At 38.8% G+C, this 16,870-nt stretch carries 15 protein-coding genes and 3 pseudogenes; 10 read left to right on the plus strand and 8 right to left on the minus strand.

The features are described 5' to 3' along the window. Window positions 1-144 precede the first annotated feature (144 nt). From FDF36_RS17720 to FDF36_RS17745, 6 genes and pseudogenes are all read left to right on the plus strand, one after another. Window positions 145-525 (plus strand): MobC family plasmid mobilization relaxosome protein, encoded by a 381-nt coding sequence (locus tag FDF36_RS17720; protein ID WP_220392254.1) that lies wholly within the window; start codon window positions 145-147, stop codon window positions 523-525. Next, window positions 491-1,412 (plus strand): annotated as a pseudogene (locus tag FDF36_RS17725) (relaxase/mobilization nuclease domain-containing protein). The gene FDF36_RS17720 and the pseudogene FDF36_RS17725 overlap by 35 nt, the downstream one beginning before the upstream one ends. Before the next feature lie 4 nt (window positions 1,413-1,416). Next, window positions 1,417-2,136: a hypothetical protein gene (locus tag FDF36_RS17730; RefSeq protein ID WP_220392255.1), complete on the plus strand. Its 720-nt coding sequence runs from the start codon at window positions 1,417-1,419 to the stop codon at window positions 2,134-2,136. A 521-nt stretch (window positions 2,137-2,657) separates the two neighbouring features. Further along, window positions 2,658-3,758: a retropepsin-like aspartic protease family protein gene (locus FDF36_RS17735; RefSeq protein WP_259281474.1), complete on the plus strand. Its 1,101-nt coding sequence runs from the start codon at window positions 2,658-2,660 to the stop codon at window positions 3,756-3,758. A 1-nt stretch (window position 3,759) separates the two neighbouring features. After that, on the plus strand, window positions 3,760-4,587 hold the full coding sequence (locus tag FDF36_RS17740; protein WP_032589094.1) for an RES domain-containing protein: 828 nt from the start codon (window positions 3,760-3,762) through the stop codon (window positions 4,585-4,587). 35 nt (window positions 4,588-4,622) lie between these two features. Next, window positions 4,623-4,907 (plus strand): hypothetical protein, encoded by a 285-nt coding sequence (locus FDF36_RS17745; RefSeq protein WP_032589092.1) that lies wholly within the window; start codon window positions 4,623-4,625, stop codon window positions 4,905-4,907. A 168-nt stretch (window positions 4,908-5,075) separates the two neighbouring features. Here the strand turns inward: FDF36_RS17745 and FDF36_RS17750 are convergent, their stop codons facing one another. Together FDF36_RS17750 and FDF36_RS17755 are read right to left on the minus strand one after the other, a co-directional pair. Then, window positions 5,076-6,179 (minus strand): PDDEXK nuclease domain-containing protein, encoded by a 1,104-nt coding sequence (locus tag FDF36_RS17750; protein WP_220392256.1) that lies wholly within the window; start codon window positions 6,177-6,179, stop codon window positions 5,076-5,078. Between the two features lie 25 nt (window positions 6,180-6,204). After that, on the minus strand, window positions 6,205-7,428 hold the full coding sequence (locus tag FDF36_RS17755) for a site-specific integrase (protein ID WP_220392257.1): 1,224 nt from the start codon (window positions 7,426-7,428) through the stop codon (window positions 6,205-6,207). A gap of 434 nt (window positions 7,429-7,862) precedes the next feature. Between FDF36_RS17755 and FDF36_RS17760 the strand changes: the two genes are divergently transcribed. Continuing rightward, a complete protein-coding gene (locus FDF36_RS17760; RefSeq protein WP_220392258.1) occupies window positions 7,863-8,672 on the plus strand; it encodes a Fic family protein in 810 nt (269 codons plus the stop codon). 102 nt (window positions 8,673-8,774) lie between these two features. Here FDF36_RS17760 and FDF36_RS17765 read toward each other — a convergent pair whose 3' ends face one another. The 5 genes and pseudogenes from FDF36_RS17765 to FDF36_RS17785 form a co-directional block, all read right to left on the minus strand. Then, window positions 8,775-9,305, minus strand: coding sequence for a GNAT family N-acetyltransferase (locus tag FDF36_RS17765; protein WP_005782068.1), 531 nt, complete (start codon window positions 9,303-9,305; stop codon window positions 8,775-8,777). A gap of 48 nt (window positions 9,306-9,353) precedes the next feature. Beyond that, on the minus strand, window positions 9,354-9,809 hold the full coding sequence (locus FDF36_RS17770) for a hypothetical protein (protein WP_005822232.1): 456 nt from the start codon (window positions 9,807-9,809) through the stop codon (window positions 9,354-9,356). 4 nt (window positions 9,810-9,813) lie between these two features. After that, window positions 9,814-11,028, minus strand: a complete 1,215-nt coding sequence (locus FDF36_RS17775) for a hypothetical protein (RefSeq protein WP_220392324.1) — start codon at window positions 11,026-11,028, stop codon at window positions 9,814-9,816. Window positions 11,029-11,658: 630 nt separating this feature from the next. After that, a pseudogene (locus FDF36_RS17780) lies at window positions 11,659-12,188 on the minus strand (DUF6043 family protein). A gap of 15 nt (window positions 12,189-12,203) precedes the next feature. Continuing rightward, a pseudogene (locus FDF36_RS17785) lies at window positions 12,204-12,518 on the minus strand (site-specific integrase); the annotation flags it as partial. A gap of 152 nt (window positions 12,519-12,670) precedes the next feature. On the opposite strand from FDF36_RS17785, the gene FDF36_RS17790 reads away from it, so the two are divergent. Then, window positions 12,671-13,156, plus strand: coding sequence for a flavodoxin (locus tag FDF36_RS17790; RefSeq protein WP_220392259.1), 486 nt, complete (start codon window positions 12,671-12,673; stop codon window positions 13,154-13,156). A 20-nt stretch (window positions 13,157-13,176) separates the two neighbouring features. After that, complete coding sequence (locus FDF36_RS17795; protein WP_220392260.1) at window positions 13,177-14,937, plus strand: 1-deoxy-D-xylulose-5-phosphate synthase; 1,761 nt, start codon at window positions 13,177-13,179, stop codon at window positions 14,935-14,937. Between the two features lie 172 nt (window positions 14,938-15,109). Here the strand turns inward: FDF36_RS17795 and FDF36_RS17800 are convergent, their stop codons facing one another. Continuing rightward, window positions 15,110-16,006: a helix-turn-helix domain-containing protein gene (locus tag FDF36_RS17800; RefSeq protein WP_220392261.1), complete on the minus strand. Its 897-nt coding sequence runs from the start codon at window positions 16,004-16,006 to the stop codon at window positions 15,110-15,112. A gap of 368 nt (window positions 16,007-16,374) precedes the next feature. On the opposite strand from FDF36_RS17800, the gene FDF36_RS17805 reads away from it, so the two are divergent. Beyond that, window positions 16,375-16,728: a cupin domain-containing protein gene (locus FDF36_RS17805; RefSeq protein WP_005782089.1), complete on the plus strand. Its 354-nt coding sequence runs from the start codon at window positions 16,375-16,377 to the stop codon at window positions 16,726-16,728. The last annotated feature ends 142 nt before the right edge of the window (window positions 16,729-16,870 follow it).

The following is a 16,870-nucleotide window of genomic DNA, read 5'->3' on the forward strand; positions in this document are numbered from 1 at the left end:
GGCAGGATTACCAGCGGCAGGCGGTTTAAATTGGAGAGCAAGGTTATGTTTCGGTAAACCGAAACTACCTTGCTTTGCTTGACAGCAAAGAAAATTTCTCCCGTTGGTCGCAATTTTTAAGATACCATTTAAATGTAAAAACCTATGACGAATATAAAGGATAAGCCGGGGGGACGTCCGGCAAAGAAACGGATAGAGAAGCAGCAACGGGTAGTCAGCACGAAACTGACCGAGTTGCAGTATTACGCCATCAGGAAGCGAGCCGGGGAAGCCGGGTTGCGTGTCAGTGAGTATGTCCGGCAGGCGGTTGTTTCGGCAGAGGTCATACCCCGGCTGAACAGGCAGGATGCGGACACCATTCGCAAACTGGCAGGGGAAGCCAACAACATCAACCAGTTGGCGCACCGGGCGAATGCCGGAGGTTTCGCACTGGTGGTGGAACTGGTGAAACTCAAAAACAGGATTGTCGAAATTATAAACCAGTTGTCGGATGATTGGAAAAATAAAAAAGGGAAGCGGGTTTAAGGGTTGTGTGAACTATGTGCTGGGCAAGGAGCAGGCGGCTTTGCTCCATGCGGACGGGGGTACTGACAGAAAGCCGGGGAGATATAATCCGCAGCTTCTGTATGCAGACCGGGATGAATCCCGACTTAAAAAAGCCAGTCGGACATATTGCGCTAAGCTATTCGGCAGTGGATGCACCCAAATTGACGGACGAGAAAATGATACAGCTTGCGCAAGAGTACATGCGTGAAATGAAAATCACCGATACGCAGTATATCATCGTGCGCCATCAAGACCGGGAACACCCACATGTGCATATCGTATTCAACCGTATTGACAACAACGGCAAGACCATTTCGGACAGGAACGATATGTATCGCAACGAGCAGGTATGCAAGAAGCTGAAAGCCAAACACGGGCTTTATTTTGCTGGTGGAAAAGAACAGGTGAAGCAGCACCGCTTGAAAGAGCCGGACAAATCGAAATACGAGATTTACCACGCTGTAAAGAATGAAATCGGGAAATCCCGAAACTGGCAGCAGTTACAGGAGCGGTTAGCGGAAAAGGGTATTACTATCCGGTTCAAGTACAAGGGACAGGCAAACGAGATACAAGGCGTTTCCTTTTCCAAAGGCGAATACACGTTCAAGGGTTCGGAGATAGACCGCAATTTCAGTTTCTCCAAACTGGATAAAAGTTTTGGGGATGTAGGGCAAACGACAGTCGGAAGCAATAAGCAGACGGTTACCGCACCTGTTCAGAAACCAGTATCAGCACCCGACAAAGCGGATAATTCTTTTATAACAGGTTTAGGTAGTCTGTTTTCCGGTTTGTCAGCCCCGGCTGATGAAATGCCCGATGATTCCTTTTTGAGAAAGAAGAAGAAGAAAAAACAACTAAAGTTATAAGCGTATGGAGGAAAATTTGATTTTAGAGGGGCTTCTCTCAATGGTTACTGAACTGAAAGAGAAGCAGGAAGCACAGGTAACGCCAGCCAGTCGGGAGGAAACTCTCGAAAGGCTGAACGCAATCGAACAGGCATTGTCGGAACTGCACAGTAACCCGGCTATTCCCGAAAAGGATTTGCAGGCTATCCGAAGCCAGCTTGACGAAATAAGGAACAGGATGCAAAGTCAGCAGAAACATATCGAGGACACTAAGAAAATAGTATTGGAAACCTATCGTTGTTTCAAGGTAATGATTGATGCTTTGGGCTCTTGCAAGACGGATAAAGAGGAAGCTACGCCCTTACCGCTCTATCAACGGATTTACAACAAAGTCGCTTCTTGGATTCGTCCGGGATTGTTCCTTTTTTCGGCAGTGCTGGTTATCTGTTCCGTTTCCATATTCTTGAATGTCCGTTTGGCTGAACGTATGCAGCAGTTGCAGGACAACGATATGAAATACCGCTATTTGCTGATGCAAGGACAGGCAGACGGGGAAACTTTTGATATGCTGGAAAACAAGTTCAAGTGGCAACGGGATAACGGTTTTATCCGAAGTCTGACCGATTCAGTGATAGATTTTGAATACCGCAGCCAAAAGCAGGCGGAAGCACTGGAACGTGCAAGGCTACTCAATGAACAAGCTGAACAGTTGAGAAAGGAAGTTGATAAGCTAAGTAAACCATAAGCGTACAAAACCGGAGCGATGAATAACATTCATTGCTTCGGCTGGTTATATTTAGTCTAACTTAGAAAAATATTTAGGGCGAAAAGAAAAAAATCATTTATTACGAATTTAAATCCAAAAATTCTTATTTTTGCATAGACTTTGAGTTTTTGAAGTCTATAAATGTTATATATTAAAGCGTTAGCTTTTATTCTTGCTTCTGAAATTTGGCGATTTTAAGTACTGCAATGAATTTAAGTGAACGCCTGCGCTATAGCGTGGGCTTTCCTTATTTGCAGTACAGGCTCGCCAAAGCCTCAGAAGCGTAGGGAATGTTCCACGCTTTATTATTTTTGAGGTATATACTGATAGAAAATATGAGAATGCTTATGAAGTACGTGTTGTTTTTAATTTTTTTTGTGGTTACTCTAGTTGCAAACGCACAAGTACAAACAAATATTACAGATATGAATTCTTTATTTAATTCATATTCTAGTTTTAAAGCGCTCAATTATGGAAACTCTTTTACGTCAGTAAAGAATATGAAAGTAGCAATAAATGGTACAAAGCTAAATATTTATTATGAGATAAAACCGGGAAGTGTATTAAGGAAATGTTCTGTATCTTTTGATGTTCAGAAATGTCAATTTGAACGATATTTTTCTGATGCACGTAAATTGTCGATTTATTCGAAAACAGGAATAGATTATCTAGAAAATTCATATTGGGAAGATGGAAGAGTATATGGGACTCCTAAAAAGGAAATGTTATCATATTGGTCTTTGGAAACGGGCAATGTAACTTTAACTGATCGTTTAATCAATGGCTTTTTGGCTATTCAAGCAGCGATAAAAGAACAAAAAATAGCTCCTACACCTGTACATCCATTAGATAATGCAGAAATTACTTTAATTGCAGTAAGTTTCACTGAACCTAATTCAAATCATCAACTTGATAAAAATGAAACTGGTTGTATAAAAGTACGTATAAAGAATAATTCTACAAATGATGCGTATGGTATCAAAGTACTTTTAACAGAAATAGGTGCTAGATCTGATAATTTATATTATGATCAGGTTGTAAATGTGGATAAAATTTCATCTTATACAGAAACAGATGTAAATATTCCTATAAAAGCGTCTTCTAATATAGAAAACAAGAAGCATTCTTTTAAGGTTGAGCTGATATATAAGAATTACGTAAAAACTACAAGCTTATCTATTAATTCAGGAGGTACTAATAATGAAAAAGGGCGTAAAGTTATTCAAATGAAGAAAATGGCAGGAGAGACATATTTAATAGCTTGTAAAGTTAATGGTTTGCCCCTTAATTTTATCTTTGATACTGGGGCTTCTTCTGTTACATTATCTAAAAAGGAAGCTGCATTTATGTTAAGTAATGGATATTTATCTACTGATGATATTATTGGGCAAGCATCATTTCAAACAGCTGATGGAAATATAGCTGTGGGAACTATTGTTAAACTGAAGAAAATTGAAATTAGTGGCTTAGTCTTATGTAATGTTAATGCCTCAATTATAAACAATGATAATGCACCTCTTTTATTAGGACAAAGTGCATTAAGTAAATTGGGAAAAATACAAATAGATTATAATAATTCTACATTAACAATTATCAGATAGTATGAAAAAGAGTAATAAATATTTGGCTAAAGTTTTGAAGCGGCTAAGTACTTTGGACTTTTCTAAGTATAAAAAAGGATATTTTAATCAAATAAAAATACTTAATAGAATTCCTTTTGAGGTATTTGATTTAGAACCAACTTCAACTAATTATGTTTATAGAGCTGTAATAAATAATCCAGATTCTCATTATGAGAAAATAAGTAGAATTGCATTCAATCCAAATCCTCAATATATTTCTAGGGCAAATCTTAAAGGGCAGGCTGTTGCATATTATGCTTGTGATTATGATATTGCATTAATAGAAGCTTGTCATGATAAATTAAAAGCGACAAATAAACGGACTTTTGAATTGACTGTATCTAAATGGAAAATTCAAAAAAAAATCTCAGTTCAAATTATCAATAGTAGTTCTTTGGCTCAAAGTGCAGGAACTGATTTAAGTTTGTATTATGAAAGGTGTAGATCAAAACGAAAAGCAATATTGCCTAAAAAAATGTACAGAACATGGTACTTGAAAACTAAATTTATAGCAGAGCAATTTGCTAAAGAAATTTCAAGTGATATGGATTATTATATAACAGCACGATATTCTAATCAAATACTTCATAAGACAGAAATCAAAGGTATTATTTATCCTAGTATTCGTTATTTATACAAAGGATTTAATTACGCTTTATCACCACAATTATTTGAAGATAATAGTTTACAGTTGGAAGAAGTGTCGGAATATAAAGTTGTTTTTGATGAAAGTGATATAACAAAATATCCAATCATAATAAAACAATATTCTACTTGTCGTTTTGATGGAGATAATATTCTGTGGTAATAGTGTGATGGTTAATTAATATAATATTATATAGGATGAAGACATTAAAATTAATTTTAAGTGCGATTGCTATAGGCGTTTGGACACTTGTTTTTCAAAATTTAGGGTTAATACCTAATATTCAAAAAGTTCGGGTTGTGAACGAAGTGGATGCAAATGTAGCAAATACCATAAAAGCAGATGTTTCAGGTTCTGTAAGCATAGACAATACAGTAGATGTGAATATTCATCAAATAAATGGCTATAATCAAGTAACAACAAAAATGGGAACACATTCTGTTTTTCCTTTTGGATATATGTTACCAGTAGATAGTTGGTAAATTAAAAAAGGAATATAAATTAAAGATTGTAGAATTTGGTTTGGTTTATGCTTTTGTCTATATAGCCAAAATGTACTAAACTTATTTTCAAAGATCTCCATATTTACTAGCGAAAAGAGAGATCGATTTCCTCTTTTCGCTAGTTTTGTTTTTTAACATTTTTAGTCTTTAATAGTTTGAGGAGGAAATGAATTTCTTTAACTCTTCCTCACTTGGAAGTTCTATCATGTATTTCTGTACAAAAATATTCGGGTCTAATCCGGCAGTGGCATACTTAACTAATGTATCTCCCTTTTCGGTGCAGAGCAAAATGCCGATAGGCGGATTATCATCCGGCTGCATCATTTCTGCTTTAAAATAGTTAAGATACATATTTAACTGTGAAGCATATTCATGGCGAAACTTGTCTATCTTCAATTCCACAATAACATGACATTTCAAAATACGGTGATAGAACACAAGGTCGGCAAAGAAATAATCTTCATCAATCAAGATGCGTTTTTGCCGGGCTTCAAAGCAGAAGCCATGTCCCATTTCCAATAGGAAGCGTTGCAAGTTGTCAAGAATGGCTTGTTCCAAATCAGTTTCTGTCACCAATGCACGTTCATTCAATCCTAAGAACTCCAAAGTAACAGGGGTGTTGATAACATCTTTAGGTTGTAATAAGGTTGCTTGTTGCTGGACTAAAGCGGAGAGGGCTTCTTTGTTTTTGGATAGTCCGCTACGTTCGTAATATAAAGATGCGATTTGTCGCTCCAACTCCTTTACAGACCAGCAGCCACGAATGGTTTCCATTTCATAGAAAGCACGTTTTACCGGGTTCTCAATTCCCGATATAGTGTTTAAATGGGTGGAAGATAATCTGTTGAATAATCTATCAGCTGGAATCATCCATGTTTCGGTTTGTGGGTATTCTGTTGATAGTTTCCAAACGCCATTTTCAGATTCGGCGGTTGGTGACCGCCGAATTTGAATTTGTGAAGCAATGTGTTGTGTGATAGGCTCTTTTAGTTGTGGATAAACAAGATACAACCGTCTAAATTCCCTGAATCTACGTTCATTCAGACCTTTTGTTTTCAGTCGTTGTTCCAACTTCTTCAACAGTTGTTCACCGTAGGCGGCACGGTCTTCTCCGTTCTGCTCAAATTCTACGATATAGTAACCCATAAGCCAGTTACGGGAAGTGAGGGCAAGGTTTACAGCGTGTGCGGCTTGTGCCTGCAACGTGTTCTGTATCGTGCTGATATGTTTTACTAATGCTTCAAAGTTCATAGTTACAAAGATAAGTCTTTTATGGTTAAAACTTTAGTTCGGGCAAGCTGTTTATTGCTTCCTCTTTCAATTTATCCACTGCACGGGTGTACTTCTCCGTATGCTTCAATCCGCTATGCCCTAAAAGGCTGGCTACAGTTTTGATATTAGCCCCATTGTTCAGAATGTTCACGGCAAACGAATGCCGGGCACAATGCCAGCTTATATGTTTGTCTATCCCGGCTCTCTTTACCCAACGCTTTACTGACTTACAGCAGCTTTCGTAAGTAGGCAAATCGAATATTAAACAGTTTTTATCTGCCGGGGCTTCACCAATGATAGACAATAGACCGTCATTCAGAGGAATAACCACACCACTACTGGTAGAATGTCCCTTTGTCTTGCTTTGCTCAAACTTCAATAACCGATTAGCGTAATCCACATTCTTATAGGTAAGGTCTTTTACATCACAGAAACGCAAACCACTGTATAAGCAGAAGATAAAAGCCCGTCTGACATTCGGGTTCTCGTTGTCATAATGGCAAGCCGCCAGCTTTTGGATTTCTTCGGGAGAAAGAACATCTTTCCGAAGCATTTGGCTATCCACTTTGCAGGTAACACTTTTGCATGGGTCTTTCAACATTACATCGTGGTCAATCGCATATCGAATAACTTTCTTGAAACGCTGGTAAATGCTTTTAGCACCCTCACCCACACTTCGGGATTGCAGATAGGCTACAAACTGCTCCATCATTTCTTTGGTGATAAGTTCCGGTTTGATACTAAACTCATTCATGGGGTATTGCTCTTTTAAGAAGTCCTTAAAACGGCTAAGCGCAATTTGTACCATGCGAATATCTTTCTTGGTATAACTGTTGATATAGGCTTGGAAATAGTCTAAGAAATTGACCGTTCTATCTTTTTTTAACCGATAGCCCAACATACTTTCTTTAAATTCCTGCTCACGCTCTGCACGTATCTTTGTGGCAAGCTCCAACGTTTCTTTGTTCTGCTGGCGTTCCGCAGGGGTACGGGGCTTATCTATCAGATACAGACTAAGGTTTTCTTTTCGCCTGTTGTGCTTTACTGCAAACTTGGGCTTACCTTGCATCTTTCCACTATCATAGTACACTTGATTGCCGTTTTCATCTAATACGGGCTTTTCCTCTCTACCTAAATAATACTCTAAGTAAAGGCTAATTCTACCATCTGAGAGCTTATTTTGCTCTAACTTGGGGTTTTCTTTCGTTTTATTTTCTAACTTTGCCATTGTTTAGAGGTTTTATCCCGATTTAGGTACCATAACCGGGTGATTATGCTAAATAGTTGATTTTCTTTTGTTTTCTGATATTGCAAAGGTACAAAAGAAAATGATATTTCAAAGTGTACTAAAAGTGTACTGAATAACGGAAAATGGGCAAAATATGGCAAAAATAGAGAAAATGGGAAATATACAAATAGCTGATAATAAGGAAAATAAATTCTCTTATTTTCCTATGATTTCTATGGCTTGTACCGGGTCTGGGTACGAAGAAAAAAGCTAAGTATTGAATAGTCAATTACTTAGCTTTTTCTTTTATCTGAATTTTCCTCACATTTTCCCCACACGTGCAAAAAATACGATATTAAATGAATGTTTTTCTTTGGCTGAACATAGTAAATACACTACCTTTGAAAAGAATAAAGCCTATTAAATAAAAAGCAATGGAACAAGGCGTTTGGCAAGAGATAGAACAGTTATACCAAAAGTTTCAGAAACTTGGTATCAATGAAGCGGTGGACTATGATAAGTACTACCTGTATTCTCTTATTACCCATTCCACAGCCATTGAAGGCTCAACACTTACGGAACTTGATACGCAGCTTCTTTTCGACGAGGGAGTAACAGCGAAAGGGAAACCGCTTGTGCATCATCTGATGAATGAGGATTTGAAGCAAGCGTATGAACTTGCCAAAACCGAATCCAGTAGCCTTGTACAGATAACTCCTGCCTTGCTACAAAGGTTGAATGCAACACTGATGCGCACTACAGGCAGTGTACACAGTGTAATGGGCGGTTCTTTCGATTCTTCGAAAGGGGATTTTCGTCTATGTGGTGTTACGACTGGTGTCGGTGGACATTCTTATATGAACTATCTGAAAGTTCCTGCTAAGGTAGATGAACTTTGCGCTATACTGCAAGCGAAGCAGAAGACAGTGGGGACACTTCGGGAACAATATGAACTGAGTTTCAATGCTCACCTGAATTTAGTAACCATACATCCGTGGGTGGATGGTAATGGCAGAATGGCTCGGTTGCTGATGAACTACATCCAATTTTGCTATCACCTTTTCCCGACGAAGATATTTAAAGAGGATAGAGAAGAATATATTCTTTCCCTACGCCAATGTCAGGATGAAGAAACCAATCAGGTTTTCTTGGACTTTATGGCAAGGCAATTAAAGAAATCCCTCTCTTTGGAGATTGAACGTTTCAATGCTTCACAAAAGAGAGGGTTCAGTGTTATGTTTTAGAGGTCTGAGAGCCTATCTTTCCGTAATAAACGCTGAAAATTAATAATTTGCAAATAAGCACCCAGTTTTATACCCAATAATGTAAAGCCGGGTGTTTTTGTACTATTTAACCAAATTCCTAAATTCCTCTTTTAGCAATTCAAAATAATGGCAATCTGTAAATACTCCATTCTTGAAACAGGCATTACGATGTATGCCACATTTACGAAAACCTATTTTTTCTAATACTCTCATCGATGCTATGTTGCCAGCATAAACATTTGCACAAATGCGCATCACATCTGTATGATGAAAATAGCAGCTAATAGCCAGTGCTAACATTTGGGTCATAATCCCTTTACCCCAATATGGTTCAGCAAGCCAATAACCTAATTCTGCATTGTAGCGCTCTACATCTATACCACGAGCAAAACTTATATTACCAGCCGCTTCCTGATTTACTTCGATACAATAATTATTTTGTTCGTTTTGAATTGAAACGGACAGGATGAATTGTTGCGCATCGTTTTCAGAATAAGGATATGGTAGGCTATCACGGCAATTATCCCATATCTTTTTATTATTAAGATATTTAGCTAAAGTGGAAAAATCGTCTTTAGACCAACTTCTTATTTTGTATTTATCCACATCCATTTCTTTATTCAATTCATTTACCATTATAAATTCGCTGTATGAAATAAATTACTTAGGAAATGTTTCTGCTATTTGTTTAGCAACACGTTTTATAGCACCTCTAATGTCTGCTGATGCGCTGAATCCTAAGGTTGTATATGCGCCACGGCATGAAGCTATCGGGCGACCAGTGAGATAATCTATGAAATTTACAGTTACGACAGATTCTTCTTCTAAAATATCTACTCCATATTTTACCATAAGCAACTTTGATTGTTGATTCGGAGAAAGTTCGCCAATACGTATATCATTGACAAGTTTAAGACGGGAACTCTCTATGGCATCAAATAGTTGTATTTCATATTCCATCAGTTGAGCCGGAATATGATAAGTGTTGTTGTTGATAATTGAGGCATATTCATACCTCGACAAGTCCGCCTTTTGTGATATTACACTTTTAGAGGTTGTACAAGATGATGCTACTATACCAATTAAAAGGAGGAATGTGACTATTACTTTATTCATTTTTTTATTGTTTAGGTTCAACGTGTAGATAATACTTCTCTTGTGTCAGGTCATCGGGGTCAGTGGAGAGTTGATGCAACATCAGTATACGGGTAGTCTTGTTTTCCCAATACAATTCAGCTTTCACATCCTCTTCGGGCAGGCATTTGAACAGGTTCTCTTTTCCACCAGCATTTTGCCCTTCACCAATGTTATTCTCCATCAGTGTTTTGATGGCTTTTTGCGCTGCTGCCGGGAAGTCTGAATCCGAGAGTTGCTTATGGTTCACCGGGATTATTTTAGAAAAGGGGTTATAATCCTTTGCCACGATGTCATACACCTGATACTCATAATCTGTGTCCAGCAGGCAATAGGTTGTAAGGTTCTGTGGACTCTGCAACACGATTGTCCCCCATTCAATCCCCAAGAAATCACGTTCGTACAGTCTCACAGCGAGCGAGGTCTCATATTCAACCTTTCCTTTGCGATAGCCTTTCAGGTAATTTTTGATGGTACCGCTTTTGAAGAAGTGCGAACTCCATTCCGTAGCAAGATGTGTTTCCGTCCCTCCCTCCGTTGTATTGCTTTCATAGACTCTGAACGTATGAGGGAAACCCTCGGCACTCCAAACAATAGAGTCGTAATATTGTGTAAACTCAGGAAAGCCCAGCGGGGTGTAATTGTCGTTTATATCCGTGATTCTGAACGTCACCAGATCGAGCGGTGCCGGGAATTGGGTGTCAAGGTGCATAAACGGAGTGAAGTATGCCTTTTTCATCTTGAATTTGGCTTCTTCGGGCAGAGGTTCCGGCTCTGGATCGGGTTGCCCTTCGTCCTTAAAGGTTCTAGACAAACAGATAATTGTACTTGCTGTTCTCTTTCCATCATTTGTCGAGATTGTAATCTCCTCGTATGCATCCGGGGCTTCCGCAACCTGACGGGGAAAATGAATCTTCAACTGATTGGCTTCCACCTTGAGCGTTGCCCATCCACAATCGTATGTGTAAGAACCGCCCGAAATAGGATTGAGCACATCGAAATTCTCGCAAGTCATCACGATATATCCCTCATTACCGTTTGCCTTGAAACATTCTTTAGGTATCCAACCTACGGTGCCACCTTCATACTCTACACTTTCCGGTGTCAGAATCTTATACGTCCAGAGCATCGGTCCACCGGGTAAAATATCATCCTTGTTGCAAGCCGTAAAAAGCAAGCAAACAAGCGTCATAAATGGCATAAGCAATTTATTCATATTCGTAATAATCCCTATGGCTCTATTGGGTTATTAAATTTATAATGAAAGAACGTGAGCCACCTATGCCACGTCTAAGTGAAGGTTGTAGGAAACCTTTGATGCAGATGTAACAATAACGGTCCACGCTATATGCGTGAGAACCACTATGCTATCTCTTACATCAGTCTGAAAATTTCTTACATTTTCACCTACAAGATAAACATAACGTTTCTTCTTTTCTCTAATGTCTTGGAAAGAGTTACCTTTATCCGAATACAAAATTAGCTATTTAATTGATATTTTGTATTATATAGAACGGAATTATAACTTGAATCCTCTACTTTTTCTAGGTTCTTCCGCAGACTGTCGTAAGCCAAAGTCTGCATTGCTGCCATATCCTCGTCATTGATTTACAGATTGATGTTGCCGTTTCCGTTTTGGATAATTGCCAATAAGTCTGTCATAGGCTTCTTAAAACTGCCGGTTGTAAGGCTTCTCGTTCTGGCAGTATTATAAACGAAAAGCCACTACCCCGATTAGGATAGTGGCGCAAATATATAATGAAAATCAATCGTAAAATAATGATATTCAGTTAGCTAAATTTGTGAAATCCAAAAGCGAATTAAACGAATTTTAATCGGATAAATAGGCTTTCAATTCTTCGATGGCATCATGGTCTTCGTCAACGTCTTTTATCAACTTTTTGCCGTTTCCAAGTGGCGAAATGAGATTTTTGTATGCTTTCTGAATACCTCTTTCATGAACGATTTCTTGTTTATTAAACTGGTTGTACAGGCATTTCTGAAAGTCTTGATGGGACACTTCCGCATAAAACGGTATTCCACTAATGCGATAAACAACCGTGCTATATCTGTTTCTGTGGCATGGGTTTTCAACCGTGTGCCAATTTTTTCAATTAGAATGTCATGCCTTTCTATCAGAAGTTCGGGTAGCGTGCGTGGGTCGGCTCTGCGCCCTGCGATCTTTGGCTGTTCTTCTGATAATGTATCTGTTTCTTCCTCATCCGTATCTTCATCTTCTTCTATAGCCCATTCCACAAGAGTATTTTCCTCTATGGCTTTCTGTGTCTTCCTGAAAATTTGCCAGTCCTCTTTGGTTCTCATTCCATTGGCAATGCTTTTTCTTATAATGAACTTGACCATGCAGGAAACAAGCCTATGTTCTTTGTAACGTTCAAGGATTTCTTTTGCCTTGTCATTAAGGGGGACACGTACTGTAACCGGATTCCCTTCTTTTGTTTTCTTGGGAATGTATTCTATGGCTTCATTAACCACATTTAGTTTGGTCATGCGGTATAGGTCGCTCACTCGACAGCCTATCAGTGTTTGGAATATAAATATATTCCTCTGTATTGCCAGTTGCGGAGTGGCTGATAGGTCGGCATTGATAATTCTGTCCTTTTCTTCAAGTGTTATGTAATGAGGTGTACCGTATGTACATTCTTCTATCGGGAATTTGTCGAAAGGTCTGTTGTTCAAGCTCCGTCCGGATATCTTGCAAAATCCGTAATCGTGTTACACTTATCCGTAATTTGTATACGGTAGATTTTGTTGTAACGGCATACTTTTGCATAGTGAATGTAGAGTAATAAATGTTATTAGAATTAGATCAAGGAAAAAGAGTTATGAATGACAGAAAGATTTTAGTGGCGTACTTTTCATGTAGCGGTGTAACTAAAGCTGCGGCAGAGAAATTGGCTGCAATTACTGGAGCAGATCTGTATGAAATTAAGCCGGAGATTCCTTATACGGAGGCTGACTTGGACTGGAATGATAAGAAAAGCCGTAGTTCGGTGGAGATGAGAGATGCTCTCTCGCGTCCTGCCATTTCCGGTACGTTGTTTCATCCGGAAGAGTACGAAGTTCTGTTTGTAGGCTTTCCGGTCTGGTGGTATATTGCCCCTACTATAATTAATACATTTTTGGAAAGTTATGACTTTGCCGGTAAAATAGTTGTTCCGTTCGCTACATCGGGAGGCAGCGGCATAGGAAATTGTGAAAAGAATCTTCATAAAGCATATCCGGATATCGTGTGGAAAGATGGAAAACTTTTAAATGGACGGATAACGAGTGATTTGGTTACGGAATGGTTTGAAAAGATTAGATTGTAAATTAAATGGAGGTATAAAAAATGTATATAGAAAATATTAGTTCACCGAAAGATATAAAAGAATTGTCAGTTGAACAACTAAGTGTGCTGGCTGAGGAAGTAAGAACTGCGTTAATCAGGAAATTAAGTGAACACGGTGGTCATATCGGCCCGAATCTTGGTATGGTGGAAACTACAATTGCACTGCATTATGTTTTTAACTCTCCCATTGATAAAATCGTTTTTGACGTATCTCATCAGAGTTATGTTCATAAAATGCTTACCGGAAGAATGACTGCATTTCTTGACCCGGCTAAATATGATGATGTCACCGGATATACTAATCCGGATGAAAGCGAGCATGATTTCTTTACGATAGGACACACCTCAACATCTGTTTCACTGGCAATGGGACTTGCAAAAGGACGTGATCTCACAGGTGGTAAAGAAAATATTATCGCTGTAATCGGTGACGGTTCGTTGAGTGGGGGAGAGGCTTTGGAAGGACTCAGCAATGCGGCAATGCTTCGGTCTAACATGATTATTATAGTCAATGACAATGATCAATCCATTGCTGAAAATCATGGAGGACTTTATAAAGGATTGAAAGAGCTTAGAGACACGAATGGGGAGAGTCCTGATAATATTTTTAAGGCTATGGGGCTGGAGTATTATTACCTTGGAGATGGGCATGACGTGTCAGCACTCATAAAATTATTTACGTCAGTCAAAGATATAGACTGTGCAGTAGTATTGCATATCCATACGATCAAAGGTAAGGGATTGAAATATGCAGAAGAAAATAAAGAATACTGGCATGCAGGAGGTCCTTTTCACATCGAAGATGGTTCTCCCAAAGGACCCGGATGGCCGGTGAATGAAACTGTCAGGGAGTCTGTTTTAGACTTGATTGAAAAGAGGTCGGATGTAGTTGCAATTACTGCGGGAACACCGTCTGTAATAGGATTTACGGAAGAGTATCGGAAGCGTGCCGGCAAACAGTTTGTAGATGTAGGTATTGCGGAAGAACATGCTGTTGCAATGGCAAGTGGTATTGCCAGGAATGGAGGAACACCGATTTTTGGAGTTTTCAGTCCGTTCTTGCAGAGAACGTATGACCAACTTTCGTCAGACTTGTGTTTAAATAATAATCCGGCTGTAATCATGGTGTTTATGGCTTCAGTATATGGGATGAATAGTAATACTCATTTGGGGATCTATGATATTCCGATGATTTCACATATACCCAATCTGGTATATCTTGCTCCGACGAGCAAGGAGGAGTATCTTGCCATGTTTAAGTATGCCACTACACAGAAGGCGCATCCCATTGCTATCAGAATTCCAATGATGATGCCTGAGACGGGAATTGAGGATACCACGGATTACTCTTTACTAAATAAATATCAGGTTGTACGAAAAGGTTCAGGTGTTGCGATTATTGCACTTGGAGATTTCTTTGAACTGGGCGTACAAATTGCCGATAAATATAAAATCCTGACAGGTAATGATGTAACACTGATAAATCCTAAATTTATCACAGGTATTGATGAAGAGCTGCTGGAATGCTTAAAAGCGGATCATAAACTTGTGCTTACTCTTGAAGACGGCATAGTGGAAGGAGGATTCGGGCAAACAATTGCAAGTTTCTATGGCTTATCGGATATGAAGGTTAAAAATTATGGAATAAAGAAATCATTCCCCACAGATTTTCGGCCTGAAGAACTGATGAGAGAGAATGGAATATCTGTAGAGCAAATAATAGGGGATATAGAATCCGTATGCAGAGAGAACGTTATGTGAGAACACTCACAATCTGTGGAATAAGTAAAAAGGAGGAAAACTCAGAATAAAAGAGATATTATGAAAAAGAATTTGGGTGCGACGCTGGCTTTATATCCAGCATAGGCTGTTGTCGTAGAAACAATGGAGGAGTTACGTGATGTAGTTCCTCCATTATTATCAGAAAAAGTTTCTAATTCTGTGAGAGTCTGTAATTATTCGGAACTACTCCGGTAATTCTCTTAAATAAACGGCTAAAGTATCGTATATTGGGGTATCCAAGTTTTTCCGTAACTACACTTACCGTATTATTAGAGTCGAGCAGCATGCTTTTAGCCATTTCCAAACGTTTTGACTCGAAATATTCATCGATATTTTTTCCACTTTCAAATTGTAGCAGGTCGTTGAAATAATGAGATGACAGTTGAAGTCTTTTTGCACAGTATCCCAATGAAGGCGATGTATTGCATTTTGATTTTCCGGATAGAATATAATCTTTCAACAATACATCTGTTTTCTTTATAATCTTTTTGTTAGCTTCGCAACGTGTGATAAACTGACGCTCGTAGAAACGGTTGCAATGATCTAATAACAATTCTATGTACCGTGAAATCAGTGTTTTGCTGTGGCAGTCTATCGCATGACAAAGTTCCTCTTCGATGTTGCATATGCATTCTACAGCCTTGGCCTTTTCCCGTTGAGAAAGGTGGAGTGCCTCCTCCGGATTGTAAAAAAAGAAGGAGTAATCTTTTATATGTTCTCCCAAAGAGGTTTGAGAAATCAAGTCCGGATGAAATGCCAGCAGCCACCCTTTTGAGGGAAGCGCTTTACTTTTGTTTATTTTGATAGATTCTCCCGGTGTGAGGAATACCAATGATGCATTGGAATAATCATAGTACTTGCGGCCATATAAAACATCATCGATCTCCCCTTCCATCATCAGGATGGTATAAAAATCAAATTTAATAATTTGCTGCTCCAGATTGGTCTTTGACAGGTTGATTACACTTACCAGCGGATGGAGTGTTTTGCAGCCCAGGCAGCAGTTGCATTGATGGACGGTTTCTATATTTAATATTCTTTCTTTCATAGGAGTCACTTATTTCTTGCGAAGATAGGATGTTCCGGCCAATATTGTTCTTCCTTGTCACTTATATCCGTAATCAAGGTTATGATATCTGTAATTTGTGTAAGAAGAGGTATGTCTTGCCACAATTTGCTATCATTGGGATAAAAGTGGAATGTTACGATAGATTGCTTTTGGAGTCTTTTCTGTTAATGAGGGTTAAATCTGCTTTTCTGAACAACTTAATAAACAATATTAGTAACACAGAGGTAAGTGACTGACATAGAAGTTCCTTATTGTTAGATGATTATAAACTACTTACCTTTGTATCATCTCAAACACAGAAAAGGAGATCTTTTTAATACTATTATTGATTAATAAATAAAGGAGTTATGAAGAATTATCAAAAAATGAGCGTAGCACAAGATGCACGTGTAGAGTTGCATGACAGTCTTGCCCTGACGGGTGCCGAAGTATCTATCAATCATCTTCCGGCCGGTGCCGGAGTCCCTTTTGTTCATTCACATAAACAGAATGAAGAAATTTACGGCATCCTTTCGGGGAAGGGCTTTATCACCATTGATGGCGAAAAGATAGAATTGCAGGCTGGGGATTGGCTCCGTATTGCTCCGGATGGAAAACGTCAGATTTCTGCTGCATCTGACAGTCCTATCGGTTTTATTTGTATTCAGGTGAAAGCAGGCTCCTTGGAGGGTTATACCATGACTGATGGAGTCGTACAATAAAAAGAATAGTTGATAAAACCGGTAAAAGGCTGAAGTGCACCCTAAAAGTTGGACAAAAAACTTTTGGGGTGCACTTCAGCCTTTTTAGATATTTTTACGGGATATAGCTCCGAAACGTGAGCAACTGTAGGGATTGGATATA

Source organism: Bacteroides fragilis, assembly GCF_019583405.1.
GTDB lineage: Bacteria > Bacteroidota > Bacteroidia > Bacteroidales > Bacteroidaceae > Bacteroides > Bacteroides fragilis_B.